Annotated in this window: 15 protein-coding genes; 6 read left to right on the forward strand and 9 right to left on the reverse strand. The window is 71.2% G+C overall.

Features of this window, described 5'->3' with window-relative positions:
- The first annotated feature begins 8 nt into the window (after nucleotides 1–8).
- Nucleotides 9–1,964, forward strand: coding sequence for a helix-turn-helix domain-containing protein (locus IF20_RS19365; RefSeq protein WP_234426732.1), 1,956 nt, complete (start codon nucleotides 9–11; stop codon nucleotides 1,962–1,964).
- A gap of 199 nt (nucleotides 1,965–2,163) precedes the next feature.
- Nucleotides 2,164–3,276 (forward strand): transaldolase, encoded by a 1,113-nt coding sequence (tal, locus tag IF20_RS19370; protein ID WP_110944337.1) that lies wholly within the window; start codon nucleotides 2,164–2,166, stop codon nucleotides 3,274–3,276.
- 57 nt (nucleotides 3,277–3,333) lie between these two features.
- On the opposite strand, the gene IF20_RS19375 is transcribed toward tal, so the two are convergent.
- The 4 genes from IF20_RS19375 to IF20_RS19390 all read right to left on the reverse strand — a co-directional run bounded on the left by IF20_RS19375 (nucleotide 3,334) and on the right by IF20_RS19390 (nucleotide 5,959).
- On the reverse strand, nucleotides 3,334–3,795 hold the full coding sequence (locus tag IF20_RS19375) for a VOC family protein (protein ID WP_052866510.1): 462 nt from the start codon (nucleotides 3,793–3,795) through the stop codon (nucleotides 3,334–3,336).
- Nucleotides 3,796–3,863: 68 nt separating this feature from the next.
- Nucleotides 3,864–4,628, reverse strand: a complete 765-nt coding sequence (locus IF20_RS19380; protein ID WP_052866511.1) for an SDR family NAD(P)-dependent oxidoreductase — start codon at nucleotides 4,626–4,628, stop codon at nucleotides 3,864–3,866.
- Between the two features lie 48 nt (nucleotides 4,629–4,676).
- Entirely contained in the window at nucleotides 4,677–5,261 is a 585-nt protein-coding gene (locus IF20_RS19385; protein ID WP_052866512.1) for a TetR/AcrR family transcriptional regulator, read from the reverse strand.
- A gap of 32 nt (nucleotides 5,262–5,293) precedes the next feature.
- The gene (locus IF20_RS19390; protein WP_110944338.1) at nucleotides 5,294–5,959 is read right to left on the reverse strand and encodes an anthrone oxygenase family protein; all 666 of its coding nucleotides are present in this window, start codon (nucleotides 5,957–5,959) and stop codon (nucleotides 5,294–5,296) included.
- A gap of 79 nt (nucleotides 5,960–6,038) precedes the next feature.
- Between IF20_RS19390 and IF20_RS40550 the strand changes: the two genes are divergently transcribed.
- Nucleotides 6,039–6,494, forward strand: a complete 456-nt coding sequence (locus tag IF20_RS40550; RefSeq protein ID WP_267881140.1) for a hypothetical protein — start codon at nucleotides 6,039–6,041, stop codon at nucleotides 6,492–6,494.
- Here IF20_RS40550 and IF20_RS19395 read toward each other — a convergent pair.
- From IF20_RS19395 to IF20_RS19410, 5 genes are all read right to left on the reverse strand, one after another.
- Nucleotides 6,406–7,398: an AraC family transcriptional regulator gene (locus IF20_RS19395; RefSeq protein ID WP_052866513.1), complete on the reverse strand. Its 993-nt coding sequence runs from the start codon at nucleotides 7,396–7,398 to the stop codon at nucleotides 6,406–6,408. The two genes, IF20_RS40550 and IF20_RS19395, sit on opposite strands and share 89 nt — an antisense overlap.
- On the reverse strand, nucleotides 7,386–7,568 hold the full coding sequence (locus tag IF20_RS40910) for an anthrone oxygenase family protein (protein ID WP_407702529.1): 183 nt from the start codon (nucleotides 7,566–7,568) through the stop codon (nucleotides 7,386–7,388). Before IF20_RS40910 ends, IF20_RS19395 begins: the two co-directional genes overlap by 13 nt.
- A gap of 102 nt (nucleotides 7,569–7,670) precedes the next feature.
- A complete protein-coding gene (locus IF20_RS19400) occupies nucleotides 7,671–8,498 on the reverse strand; it encodes an NAD(P)H-binding protein (protein ID WP_052866514.1) in 828 nt (275 codons plus the stop codon).
- A 136-nt stretch (nucleotides 8,499–8,634) separates the two neighbouring features.
- On the reverse strand, nucleotides 8,635–9,012 hold the full coding sequence (locus tag IF20_RS19405; RefSeq protein ID WP_324605581.1) for a DUF1772 domain-containing protein: 378 nt from the start codon (nucleotides 9,010–9,012) through the stop codon (nucleotides 8,635–8,637).
- A gap of 227 nt (nucleotides 9,013–9,239) precedes the next feature.
- Nucleotides 9,240–10,541: a radical SAM protein gene (locus IF20_RS19410; RefSeq protein WP_052866640.1), complete on the reverse strand. Its 1,302-nt coding sequence runs from the start codon at nucleotides 10,539–10,541 to the stop codon at nucleotides 9,240–9,242.
- A 394-nt stretch (nucleotides 10,542–10,935) separates the two neighbouring features.
- On the opposite strand from IF20_RS19410, the gene ltnD reads away from it, so the two are divergent.
- Genes ltnD through IF20_RS19425 form a run of 3 tightly spaced genes read left to right on the forward strand, consistent with a single transcriptional unit; the run spans nucleotide 10,936 to nucleotide 13,824 of the window.
- Entirely contained in the window at nucleotides 10,936–11,859 is a 924-nt protein-coding gene (gene ltnD, locus IF20_RS19415; protein ID WP_052866516.1) for an L-threonate dehydrogenase, read from the forward strand.
- A 1-nt stretch (nucleotide 11,860) separates the two neighbouring features.
- Nucleotides 11,861–13,141, forward strand: coding sequence for a 3-oxo-tetronate kinase (otnK, locus tag IF20_RS19420; RefSeq protein WP_052866517.1), 1,281 nt, complete (start codon nucleotides 11,861–11,863; stop codon nucleotides 13,139–13,141).
- Complete coding sequence (locus tag IF20_RS19425; RefSeq protein WP_052866518.1) at nucleotides 13,138–13,824, forward strand: class II aldolase/adducin family protein; 687 nt, start codon at nucleotides 13,138–13,140, stop codon at nucleotides 13,822–13,824. Before otnK ends, IF20_RS19425 begins: the two co-directional genes overlap by 4 nt.
- Nucleotides 13,825–13,895: the final 71 nt, after the last annotated feature.

Genomic DNA, 13,895 nt, shown 5'->3' on the forward strand with positions numbered 1-13,895 from the left:
AAGCAAAGGTGCAGGGCGAGGAGTCCATCGACGTACCGACACTTGCCGTTCTGGAACTGCTCGCACAGGATTCACCGCCTGACCGGTTCCATGAACTGCTGCAGCGAGGCCAGCGGCAACGACTGTCGCCGGACCGGCTCGCCGACCTCCAGCGCGCGACGCACCTGGCCCTCGACGTCCAAGCCTCGGTCAGCCAGCGGCGCCGACGTGAGACGTTCATGACCGGGCTCGTGGACACCGTGCACGACATGGCGGGGCCCTCCAGCCCCGACACCCTGCTGAAGGTCGTCACGAGCCGCGCCCGCAGGCTGCTCGGCTTCGACATGGCGTACGTCAGCCTGCGCGACGCCGACGACAATGCCTACATCCACAGCTCGGACGGCGACACCACGGCCCTCAACGCCGGCCTCGTGGTGCGCAAACAACGCGGCCTGAGCGAGCTGGTCCGCACCTCGGGCGCGCCGTTCTGGACCACCGACTACCTGAACGACGACCGCATCCCGCACTGGGACGACGTCGACGAGGTCGTCCGCGCGGAGTCCCTCTCCGCGATCATGGCGGTACCGATCCTCCGTGGCAGCGACCCGATCGGCGTCCTCTACGGCGCGAACCGGGTGGTGCGCCACTTCACGCCGGACGAGATCAGCGTGATGCGCTCCCTCGCGGACTTCGCCTCGGTCGCGCTGGAGAAGGCCGAACTCCTCGACCGCACTCGGCGGGAGATCGCCGAACTGGAGGCCCTCGGGGCGCAGTCCCGCACCACCGTCACGCGTCTGCAGCGCCTCGCGGACGCCCAGTCGCGGCTGTCCTCCTTGGTCCTCGACGGCAGCGACCTGCAGCAGCTCGCGAGCGCGGCCGCCCAGGCGTTGGACGGCGGATTGGTGGTCAGCGACGCGTACGGGCGGATTCTGACGTCGGCGGGGGAGACGGCCGGTGTCCCCGACCCGGTGACGGACCGGGTCGTCCTGGAGACACATGCCGTGGGCGGGCCCGTCGCCCTCGCCGCCGACCTCTGGGCCACGCCGGTCGGTGCGGGCGGCGAGAACCTCGGCATCGTCCTGCTCCGGACGCCGGTCGAGCTCGACGCCGACACCCAGCGGTTCTTCCGCTTCGTCGGGCAGGCCGTTGCCATGTTGCTGGTGATCCAGCGCAGCACGGCGGTCGCGGCCGGACCGGTCCGTGACGAGTTCTTCGACGAACTCCTCGCCGTGCCGCTGCGGGCGCCGCACCGGCTCGTCGCGCGCGCCCAGCGGCTCCAGGTGCACCTGGAGGAGGCGTACGTCGTCGTGGCGATCCGGCCCGAAGGCAGCGATCACGGCAAGGCCGTCGTGTGGGCCTCCTCGTACAGCCACCGGCATCAGGGGCTCAAGACGGTGCGGGACGGGCGCATCGTGCTGCTGTTGCCCGGCTCCGACGCCTCGGCCGCCGCGCGCGCCGTGCACAACGAGCTGTCACCTTCCCTGGCCCTGTCCGTCACCGTCGGCGCCGCCGGGCCCGCCACCGGACTCGCCTCCGTGGCCCGGGTGCACAACGAGGCGCAGCGCTGCCTGGACACCCTGGCCATCCTGGGGGAGGCCGGCACCGCGGCCTCCATGGCCGATCTCGGCTTCCTCGGGCTGCTGCTCTCCGACGACCGCGACGTCGACGGCTTCGTCGCCTCGGCGATCGGCCCGCTGCTGGACCACGACACCGAGCGCGGAGCCGACCTCGTCGGCACCGTGGAGGCGTACTTCGCCTCGGGCCACAGCCCCACCCGCGCGGCGGAGACCCTGTACATCCACGCCAACACCGTGGCCCGCCGGCTCGACCGGATCACGGAACTGCTCGGGCCCGGCTGGCAGAAGGGCCAGCGCGCGGTGGAGATGCAGCTGGCGTTGCGCCTGGTGCGGGCGCGCGACGTCCTGCGGCAGCAACGGGAGACCACTGCCCTCGGCAACCGCCCCGATACGCAGTCGGAGGGGTGACGGCGGCACCGCAGCGCCGGCTACTTGACGGAGTCCGGTCCGTCCCCTTCTGATCCTCCGCCCCTTTGCGGCAGGGTCGGAGCATGCAGCTCGTCCGAAGGAGCCCTGACCGAACGGTGACCGCGCAGCCTCACCTCACCGCCCCGCCCGTCGTGCGGTCCTCGCGACACCACCGCGCCGCGTCCCTCGGCCGACCCTGATGACCGCGTCACGACTGCAGCGGTTGAATGACGCGGGAGTCTCCTTCTGGCTCGACGGCGTCAGCCGCTTCCTCCTGCGCAGCGGCGCACTGGCCGCCCTGGTCCGGGACTGGCGAGTCTCCGGCGTCACGACGAACCCGGCACTGTTCCGCCAGGCGGTGGCCGCCGGGCACTCCTACACGGCCCAGCTGCGCACGCTGGCGGCGCGTGGTGCCACCGTGGGAGAAGCCGTGTGGAAGCTTGCCGGGCACGATCTCCGGTGGGTGTGCGACGTGCTGCTGCCGCTCCACCTCGCGCACTACGGCAGCACCGGGCTGGTATCGGTCGACATCGACCCGCGGCTCGCCGACGACGCCGCGACGACGGTGGAGCGGGCCCGCAGGTTGTGGCGGGAGATCGACCGGCCCAATCTGCTGATCAAAATCCCGGCCACCGACCCGGGACTGCAGGCGATCAGCGACTGCCTGGCCGAAGGCATCGGAGTGAACGCGACCTCGGTCTTCTCCGCGGAGCGGTACCAACAGGTCGCCGACGCACACCTGGCGGGCCTGGAGCTGGCCGCGCGCGCCGGCCGCCCGCTCGCGGACCTGCACTGCATCGCCTCGTTCCAGGTGAACCCGATCGACCGGGCGGTGGACCCGCTGCTCGACGAGATCGGTACGGAAGCGGCGCGGGACCTGCGCGGCAAAGCCGCGCTGACCGTCGCCCGGCTCGTCCTCGCGCGACACCGGAGGACGTACGAGGGTGCCGCCTGGCAGCGGTTCGCGCGGCTCGGGGCCAGGCGCCAGCAGTTGTTGTGGGCCGCGACGACGGTGCACGACCCGGTGTACCGCGACACCCACTACGCCGACGGACTGTTCGTACCGGGTACCGCCAGCGCCATGCCGGAGCAGTTGTTGTGGGCGGTCGCCGATCACGGCGGCATCCAGCGCGTCCGGGAGGAGGAGACCGAATCGGAGGCCATGCGGACGCTCGGCTCCCTCACCGGGCTGGGCATCGGGCTGGATGACATCACGCGCCGACTCGAAGGGGACGCCCGCAAGGCGTCGACCGCCACCTGGCATCAACTCCTCGACGCCGTCGCCACCTCGCTCGACGAAGCGCGGGTGTGAACTCGTCGTAGCGCAGTCGCATCGACAGCAATTGCCCGGCGTGGGGTGCCGGTGTGTTCAGTCCAGGCAGAACTCGTTGCCCTCCGGGTCGGTCATCACGATGAACCCGGCGCTGAGCGGGGGCGCGGGCTCTTCGCGGCGCACTCGTTCGGCCCCGAGTGCGACCAGCCGGTCGCACTCGGCCTCCAGCGCCGCCATCCGTTCCTCCCCCTGCAGACCGGGAGCCGCACGGACGTCGAGGTGCACCCGGTTCTTGGCGACCTTTCCCTCCGGCACCTGCTGAAAGAACACCCGCGGCCCGTGCCCCTCCGGATCCTCGATGGCCGACTTGGTGTTGCGCTGCTCCTCCGGTACGCCGATGCACGCAAGGAAGTCGTCCCACGCGGCCAAGGGGTCGGCGCCCTCGGGCAGGTCGACGCCGGGCGGGCCGGGGAGGCGGTAGCCCAGGACCTCGCTCCAGAAGGTCGACAGGCCACGCGGGTCGTGGGCGTCGAAGGTGATCTGCAGGTGGCGACTCATCGAGCGGCTCCGTTCGTCGCGGGGAGGCTGTGCAGGTGGACAGGCGGACGTTGCGCGACGCCTGCTTGTCAGGCAGCCGCGCCGCCGTCGACGACCAGGTCGCTGCCGACCACGGAGGCGGCGTCCGGCGAAGCCAGGTACAGCACCGCTGCCGCGATCTCGGCGGTGGCGGAGACCCGCCCCAGCGGGGACACGCTCTTCATCCGAGTGGCGCGATCGGCATCGGTCTCGCCGGGGCGCAGCGACATGGGTGTGGCGGACGGGCCGGGGCTCACTGCGTTGATGCGGACCCCGTCGGCGATGTGGTCCAGAGCGGCGGCCCGGGTCAACGCGGAGACTGCCGCCTTGCTGGCGACGTAGCCGGCCAGGCCCGGCGCGCGGCGGTGTGCACCGAGGTTGGAGGCGATGTTGACGATCGCGCCGCCCGTGGGCTGGTCGCGCATCTGGGCGACCTCGGCCTGGAGGCTGAACAGAACGCCGGTGACGTTGACGTCGAGCAGGGCGCGCCAGTCCTCCTCCGGAAGATCGGCCACAGGACCGCCACCCCGGAAAACGCCCGCATTGTTGACGGCGACATCGAGGGTGCCGAAGTGCTCGACGGTGCGGCGAACCAGCGCCCTGGCGTCCTCGGATCGGGAGACATCCGCGGTGACCGCGGCCGCCGTGCCACCCTCCTTCTCGATCAGGGCGACCGTCTCGTCGAGCGATGTCGCGGTACGTCCGGCCGCGACCACCGAGGCCCCCTCGGCGGCGAAGGCGAGAGCGATGGCCCGGCCGATGCCGGTTCCTGCGCCGGTGACGAGGACGGTCTTACCGGTGAAGCGTGTGGTCATGATGGTGGTCCCCCCGTGTCAGGTGCTGTGCTGAGTGGTGAGTGCCGCTCAGGTCAGCAGGCTGAGTGCCTGCTCGGCCGCGTCCTGCGCTCGGCCCGGATCGTTCGATGCCTTGCCGACGACCCGCAGGCCCTGCAGCAACACCAGCAACATCCGTGCGAGCGACCGCGGGTCGCGATCCGCGGGTAGTTCGCCCTGTGCGCGGGCCCGCGCCAGTGCCGAGTGCAGCAGGGTCTCGATGTGGTCCCAGCTCGCCTCGACCCGGCGGGCCGCTGCCGCGTCGTGCGCGCCCAGCTCGGCGGCCGTGTTGGTGACGAAGCACCCCTTGGCGCGCTGGTCGTCGGAGCTCGCCTCGGCGGCGAAGCGCCGTACCACCGTCCGAACGGCCGGCAGCGCGGGGCCCGTTGAGGAGAGTTCGCGCAGCAGGAGTGGGTCGCGGTCCTCGCTGTACCGGTCCAGCGCTTTGAGGTACAGCGCGTGCTTGTTGCCGTAGGTGGCGTAGATGCTGGCGCGTCCGATGCCGAGGTGTGCGACGAGGTCTGCCATCGAGGTCGCCTCGTAGCCGCGCCGCCAGAACAGCTCCAGGGCTGACTGCAGTACGGCGTCCGGGTCGAATTCCTTGGTCCTGGCCACGCCCGCACCCTAGACAGTACTAGAACGATCGGTCAAGTATGTTGGGTCCGCGGCAGCAGCCGGCCCATTCCGGTGGACAGCGCCGGAATGGGCCGGTGTGGGGAAGTGTTGAACTGTTCTCTTGGCTCAACGCGCGCGACGTATGACGTGGCGCGGCCGTAGAGGATCAGGGCTCGGGTCAGGAGGCCGAGGGCGGCGGTGCACAGGAGGGTGCGGGCGATGTTGGCCGTTTCCCAGGTGCCCTTGAAGTCGGAGATGGCGGAGAGGACGTGGGCCTTGTCCGCGTTGTCCACCCGGGCCAGCTGGTCGTTGAGGGGGATGTTGACCCCCACGGTCAGGATGAGGACCACGACGTAGCAGGCGGTGGCGGCGATCACCCAGCCCGCTACCGACCGGCGGCCCTGCCGGTACTCGTAGAAGGCCGCGACGCCGGCGGTCAGCAGGGCGCCGACGAAGATCAGCCCGAACAGTCCGCTGCCGTCGATGACCGCGTTGAAGTTCTGCATGGCCTGTACGTAGGTGGCGGCGTCGGAGCGTGCGAGGCCCGGCATCACGGATACGTCGAACGCGAAGAAGAGGCCCGCCATGAGGCCCATGGTGAGGGCGGAGGCCGCCAGGAGCGGGCCCGCCAGGCGTCCGCGGCGTGCGGGACCGGTCGGTGCCGGCGGGCCCCACATTCCCCTGGTGTTGTCGTTCATACCGTCTCCTTGATTGCCGGCGCTCGTCCCGCTGCCGGGCTGTGCGCGTCTCTTGGGGTGGGCCCGTTGTCCCGGTTCCGTGTCACCTGCACGCGGGCCGCAGCGGCAGGGCCATACCATCGGAGATCCAGGCCTTGCTCCATGGCTGGGACGCTCAGATGCATGCGCCAGGACGCCGGGAACCTCGTACGACCTGACCCCCGCACACCCGCCGGCAGCAGTTCCTCGATCGCTGTGGACCCAGCACCAGCAACGGGAGTTGTTCTCCGAGGAACGTGCGTTGATGGCCGGGCGCAGGCCGCGCCGCGTATGCCAGTTCACCACTGCCCGCACCCGTGCGCGCCGCTGTCTGGCCCAGCTGGGGTTCCCCGCGGTGCCCCTGCTGCCCGGTACCGGCGGTGCGCCCCGGTGGCCGGACGGTCCGCCCGGCAGGTCGGCGCGGCCGGTCAGCGTTCCAGCACCACGGTCTGCGTGGACAGGCCGGTCCGGCGTACCGGCTGTGCTGCCGCGCTCCTGCGGAACTCCTGCGGACTGACGCCCCGTACCCGCTTGAAGGCCGCGCTCAGGGCGAAGGCCCCGCTGTATCCGACCCGCCGGGCCACGCTCGCCACGGTGGCGTCCGGATCGCGCAGCAGGTCGGCGGCGAGCGTGAGCCGCCAGCCCGTCAGGTACGACATCGGGGGCTCGCCGACCAACTGGCTGAAGTGCCGGGCGAGTCCGGCGCGCGAGACGCCCACCGAGTCGGCGAGCGAGGCCACCGTCCAGGGCCGGTCCGGCTGTTCGTGCAGCAGGCGCAGGGCGGGGCCCACGACCGGGTCGCTCTGGGCCCGGAACCAGGCCGGTGCGCCGGACTCCGGGTCGGCGAGCCACGTACGCAGAACGTTGATGAGCAGCAGGTCGAGCAGCCGGTCCAGTACGATCTCCTGGCCGACCTCGTCCTTGTCGATCTCGTCGGCGAGCACGCCGATCAGCGGGTTTCGCCCTGCGGAGGCCGGCCGGACCAGCAGCACCGGCAGGGTGGCGAGGACGCGTGCGCCGATTTCGCCGGGGGCCTGGTAGGTGCCGCTGAGCATCACGGAGGAGCCGTCGCGGTCGGTCTGCCCCCACGTGCGCACTCCCAGGGACATGCGCTCGGTGACGTCCTTGCCGTCGGTGGTGTTGCAGCGCTGTTCGGGCCCGACGACGATGCGCGGTTCGGTGTCCGGGTGATCGGCCAACGTGTACGCGTCGGGGCCGCGCAGGACGGCCACGTCACCGGGGTGGAGCAGCAGGGGGCGGCTGTGGTCGGGCAGGACCCAGGCGTCACCGCGCAGCATCGTGACCACCGACAGGGGCGCCCGGTCCTCGATCCGCAGTCCCCAGGGAGGCTGGAAGACGGACTTCAGGAGGAACGCGCCACGGGCCTTGGGGCTCTCCAGCAGACCGGTCAAGGTGTCCATGTCCTTACAGTAGGCGGGGTGCGGACGACGTTGGCGGCACGCCAGGGGCGTTCGAACTCCCGGCGCGTGGCGGTGAGGTCGATGCCGGGGCGAGGTGTTCCGTGGCGGGCCAGCCGCCGGTTCAGCGGCAGGTTCACGCAGAGGGTGACCAGCACGGAGACGCCGTACAGGAAGGCGGCGCGCGGGCCCGACGGGCGGCTTCGAGCGCGCCGTGGACACCCGGCCGGCCGGAGTCGCCGTGCGCTGACCGGCGGCGGAGGGCCGGAAGAGCCCTACACGTTCCACACGCCGGTGGCCGCGGCGGCCCGCGCGTACGCGGAGAAGTCCCGCGGTTCGCGGTCCAGTACGGTCTGGACGCCGTCCACCAGGCTCGCGTTGCGGCCGTCCAGGATGAGCGTGAAGAGGTCGGCGAACTCCTGCGGTTCACCGGCTTCGGCGAGGGCCGCACGGTAGTCGTCGGTGGACACGGGGAGGTAGGTGATGGTGCGGCCGGTTGCTTCGGAGAGCTCGTCCGCCACGTTGTGGAAGCTGAGCAGCCGCGGCCCGGACAGTTCGTACGTGGCGTGGACGTGCCGGTCGTCCGTCAGCGCGGCGACCGCGACGTCCGCGATGTCGTCGGCGTCCACGAAGGGCTCCACGCAGTCGCCGGTGGGCAGTGCGAGCTCACCGCCGAGCACCGGCTCGAGGAAGAAACTCTCGCTGAAGTTCTGGTTGAACCAGTTGCAGCGCACCACGGTCCAGTCGGCACCGGACTTCTTCAGCGCGTCTTCGGAGGCGACGGCGCCCTCCTCGCCCCGACCGGAGAGCAGGACCAGGCGGCGTGTGCCGTGCGCGACGGCGACCTGCGAGAACTCGGCGATGGTCTCGCTCGCGCCGGGGAAGGCGAGGTCGGGGTAGTAGGTGACGTACGCGGCATCGGCACCTTCCAGGGCGGGGCCCCAGGTGCTGGCGTCCTCCCAGACGAAGGGCCGCTCGGCCGTGCGGGAGCCGACGCGGACCGCACGGCCCTGCGAGGTGAGCCGGCCCGCCACCCGGCGGCCGATCTTGCCGGTGCCGCCGATGACGAGGGTCAGGTTCTCGTTCTTCGTGCTGTGGGTCATGCCTTCAGTCAAGCCCGATCACCCTGGACGGAACATAGCTCCCAGGCTCAATTCCATACGCGATCGTCTCAAGTGAGGAGGGCCAGCCCGATCCCGCTCACGAGTTCCCCCCTCGACTGCCGTTCTGGATGGAGAACTATGCCGCCACCACCGCGAGCAGGGCGAAGGCCACCACGGCGAGCAGGGTGCGTACGCGGTGGAGGGTGTTCCAGCGGGACTCGAAGGCGGTACGTGACGCGCGTACGTCGTCGGATTCCGCGGCTTCGAGGGCGTTGTTGAGCGGTACGTTGCCGGCGGCGGTCACCAGATGTCCTACGGCCGAGCACGCCAACGCGGCCACCACCAGCGCCTGTTCCGCACCGGTCCGCCCGTCCTCGGCCACCGCGAGGGACGCGGCGGGCAGGCCGACGGCGCCGAGGAACAACAGCAGGAAGACCGGGCCCGGCACCTTTTTATTGATCGAGCGCATGACCTGCGTGAACTGGGCGTCTCCTACGTCACGTAAGGCAGGCATCACGCCCGAGTGGAAAGCCAGCAGGTAACCGGCATAAAGGCCGGTGCAGAGCACAGCAAGCACAAGCAGCACAGAAGGCATACCGCCCATCATGGTGGATCACGGACCCCACCGGTACCGATAACGGGTAGGCAGGGACACTCGAAACACACCTGCGCTCCGGCATGCCCTGAGGCAGCCGGAGCGCAGGATGGTGTGTGGTAGGGGGGTGATCCGTCGTGCGGTTATTAGCCGGAGACGGGGGCGCCCTCTTCCGCGGGGAGCGTGTCCATGAACGAGCTGACCGAGAAGACCGCCCGGCCGGCACCCGCCGGACCGTAACCGGGGGGCGAGGACAGCCCGTGGCGCTGCATCGCCGAGCGGTAGGCGTCCAGCAGCCGGATGTGGTACTCCAGCGGCGCGCCCTGCGGGTTGCTCCTGCCCAGCGGCGTCGTCGGCTCCGGGCACCAGGTGGTGAACCGCGGGGTGATGCCGTTGGACATGAAGAAGTCCAGGCCCTCGGTGGTGGAGGCGATGGCCTCGTCCACGGAGTCGAAGCCGTACGGTGCGGCCATCTCGACGCCGGCGACGAAGTTCGGGATCACGTTGCGCGGCCCGAACACGTCCGCCGAGTCCAGGATCCGGCGGTGCCACTCCTCGCGGCCGACGTACCGCTCCTTGCCGGGGCAGTACAGCTCGAAGAGGCGCTTGTCCCACACCTCGAAGTTGGGGTGGTAGATGCGGATGCCGTAGTCGTGGAAGCGCTTGACGTCGTCCTTGGGCAGCGCCTGCGCGACGACCTTGCCGGTCCAGCGGCCGGGGAACCGCTCCTCGATGGCCTTGGCGTACATCCCGTAGAAGTCCGCCTCGTCCATGCCCTGCACCTTGGAGGTGATCGAGCCACCGGTGAGGGTGTACGCGCTGGAGGCGCCGAGGGTGTCGTGGTCGGCGATGATCTGCAGCGCCTCCAGTACCTCCTCGACGGGCTTCACGCCGGTGTACGGGCGCCCGGCGGCCTTGTGCTGGCGCCAGTTGTGGTTGATGTCGCAGTACTGGCACTCCTCCTTGGCGCCGAAGTACTGGCAGACCCGGAAGACCGTCAGGTAGATCAGGTAGCCCCACTGGATGGTGGGCGCCACCTCCATCACCGACTTGCCGTTGGCCAGCGTGTGCCGGTAGTAGTCCGGCATCGGCGGCAGGCCGACGTCCGCGATCCGCTTGCCGTCCAGGTACAGCCCGAGGGAGCCGTCCTCGCCGGCCTGTACTCGGTAGGGCGAGTCGGGGTTCACGCGTACCGAGACGACGGTGCGGCGCAGGTCGTACGGGCCGCCGGTGAGGACGACCTCCTCCGGTGGCCGCCGCAGCGCGGCCTCGCCCAGCTCGGGCAGGGTGCGGTGGTCGAAGGAGAAGATGAAGTAGGACTTCGGCTTGACCTCGCCGGTCGCCTCGTCGGTGGTGTCGCTGAGCGCCGAGTCGTCGAAGGCCATCCCGCCCCGGAGCAGGTCCTCCTTGATCACCGCTTCCTGCGGGATGTGCGGGAAGCGCTGCATCAGGTCCTCGACCAGCGCGGTGCGGTTCGGGTGTCCCTGCAGGTCCTGCTGGGGGGACGGGCTCCGACGCGACGGCACGGGGGACGGCATCGGCAACGGGGTCGGGGTTGGCGGCATGGTGTGAACAGACTCCTCACTTCGCGGCCCGGGGGGCGCCTCCGACGGTACTCCTGCGCCCGAATCGCCCGCACACCTGCCTTCCCGTCCGGCCCCGCGACCCCCGTGCGTGCGGCCCGTCGGCCGATCTCCATCGAGGCGGACGGCGCACACCGGAGAGTTCGTGTGACCGACATCACGATGTACCGGTGAAGTGTCCTCAGGTCATCATATGACCCGATCGCGCCGCCCCTCGGGGCGGAACGGCGCCCGGACGGTAGCGAACACGAGGGTGGACATGGACGATCAGGACCGGCCGGAGCGGCCGCGCGTGGGTGTGGTGGGGCTCGGGGCCATGGGGCTCGGCATGGCCCGGAGCCTGCGCGCCGCGGGATACCACGTGGGGGTCCACGACCTGCGGCCGGAGGTGGCCGCGGACTTCGCCCGAGAGGGCGGGACGGCGTTCGCCTCCGTCGGTGAGCTGGCGGCCGGCGTGGATGTGCTGGTCGGCGTGGTGGTCAACGCGGCGCAGGTCGAGACGGTGCTGTTCGGTCCGGACGGGGCGGCCGATCGGTTGCGTCCGGGCGCGGTCTTCGTGATGTGTTCGACGGTCGATCCGGGGTGGTCCGCCGCGCTTGAGGAGCGTCTTGCCGAGAAGGGCGTGCTCTACCTGGACGCCCCCATGTCCGGTGGGGCCGCGCGTGCGGCGGCCGGTGAGCTGACCATGATGACCTCGGGGGCCGCCGCTGCGTACGCGGTGGCCGACCCGGTGCTGGAGGCCATGAGCAGCACGGTCTACCGGCTGGGGGACCGCGCCGGGCCGGGCTCGAAGGTCAAGATCGTGAACCAGCTGCTCGCGGGCGTGCACATCGCCGCAGCGGCCGAGGCGATGGCCCTGGGCATCAAGGCCGGCGTGCCCGCCGACGCGCTCTACGAGGTCATCACGCACAGCGCGGGCAACTCGTGGATGTTCGAGAACCGCATGGCACACGTGCTCGCCGGCGACTACACCCCGCTCTCCGCGGTCGACATCTTCGTCAAGGACCTGGGGCTCGTACTCGACTCCGCCCGGCCGGAGAAGTTCCCGCTGCCGCTGGCCGCCACCGCGCATCAGATGTTCCTGCAGGCCTCGGGGGCCGGCCTGGGAGCCGAGGACGACAGCGCGGTCATCAAGATCTTTCCGGGGGTTGAACTCCCCGAGCCGAAGCCGACGGAGGGCTGACATGGGAATCCGACTCGGCTGTATCGCCGATGACTTCACCGGCGCCACCGACCTCGCCAACAACCTGGTGCGCGCCGGCATGCGCGTGGTCCAACTGATCGACGTGCCACCGGCCGGCGACGGGCGGGCGGTGGACGCGGACGCCGTGGTCATCGCGCTGAAGTCGCGGACGGTGCCGGCCGCCGACGCCGTCGAGGCGTCGCTGCGGGCACTGGCCTGGCTGCGGTCGGCCGGTGCCGAGCAGATCTACTTCAAGTACTGCTCCACCTTCGACTCCACGCCGGCCGGGAACATCGGGCCGGTCACCGAGGCCCTGATGGACGCCTTGGACACCGACTTCACGGTGGCGACGCCGGCGTTCCCCGACAACGGACGCACGGTCTTCAAGGGGCATCTCTTCGTCGGCGACGTGCTGCTGAGCGAGAGCGGCATGCGGCACCACCCGCTCACTCCGATGACCGACTCGAACCTGGTCGCCGTCCTCGGCGCGCAGACCGGGCGACCGGTCGGACTCATCGACCACACGGCCGTCGCGGACAGCCCCGAGGCGGTACGCGACCGCATCGGCGCCCTGCGCGCGGCGGGCTGTGGCGTCGCCGTCGTCGATGCGGTCTCCAACGACGACCTGCTGCGCCTGGGCGCGGCGGTCGAGGGGCTGCCCCTGGTGACCGCCGGCTCCGGGCTGGCGATCGGCCTGCCGGCGAACTGGGGGTTCGAGCCGTCCCGCGCCGCCGCGCAGCTGCCACCGGCCGGCGGCCATGCGGCCGTCGTCTCCGGATCGGTGTCCGCCGCCACGAACCGCCAGGTCGATGCGTTCCTGCGGACCGGACGGCCCGCGTTCGGCGTGGACCCCTTGCGCATCGCGGCCGGCGAGGACGTGGCCGGCCAGGCGTTGGGATTCGCCGCCGCGCACCTGGCCGGCGGGCCCGTGCTCGTCCACTCCACCGAGGCGCCCGAGGCGGTCCGGTCCGTACAGCGCCGACTCGGCGCGGCCGAGGCCGGTGAGCTGGTGGAACGTACCCTTGCCCGCGTCGCGCAGGGCCTGGTGGAGCACGGTGTGCGCCGGCTCGTCGTCGCGGGTGGCGAGAGTTCCGGAGCCGTCGTCCAGGCGCTCGGCATCACCGGACTGCGGATCGGGCCGCAGATCGACCCCGGCGTGCCGTGGTGCGCGGCCACCCTCCCCGACGGGGAGACGCTCCATCTCGCCCTGAAGTCGGGCAACTTCGGCGGCCCGGACTTCTTCACCGACGCGTTCGCCCACCTGGACCGGGAGGCCGTGTGACCCGGCACCCGCACCAGCACTCCGACGCCGCCGTCGACGCGGCGCGCGACGAGATCGTCCGGGTGGGTACGAGCCTGTTCGCGCGGGGGTACGTCCACGCCAGCGCCGGCAACATCAGCGCGCGGGTGGGCGACCGCTACCTGATCACCCCTACCGACGCCGCCCTCGGTTTCCTCGCACCCGCACGCCTCGCACTGGTCGATGCGAGCGGCGAGCAGACCGCCGGCGACCGCGCCAGCAAGACCCTGACGCTGCACCGGCGCATCTACGCCGCCGATCCCACCGCCCGGTTCGTCCTGCACACCCACTCCACGCACCTGGTCGCGTTGACGCTGGCCGGCGTGTGGCGCCCGGACGACGTGCTCCCGCCCCTCACCCCGTACTACGTGATGAAGGTCGGGCACGTCCCGCTCATTCCGTACCACCGGCCCGGCGACCCGCGCGTGGCCGACCTGGTGACCGCGCGCATCGCCGACCGCGCAGCGCACGGCACCCCGATCAGAGCCGTCCTGCTCGACCGGCTCGGTCCCGTGGTGTGGGGCCCCGACCCGGCCGCGGCCCTCGCCGTCCTCGAAGAACTCGAAGAGACGGCGCGCCTCTGGCTGACCACCGGACGTCGGCCCGCCCCGCTCCCCGCCGACGCCATCGACGAACTGAGGTCCGCGTTCGGCGCCGCGTGGTGACGCTCACCGTGCCGTTCGCGGTGTCGTTCGCCGTGCCGTTCGCGGTGCTGTTCCCCGTGTTGTTCCCCTCC

The sequence above is a fragment of the Streptomyces niger genome, assembly GCF_000718305.1.
Classification (GTDB): Bacteria; Actinomycetota; Actinomycetes; order Streptomycetales; family Streptomycetaceae; genus Streptomyces; species Streptomyces niger.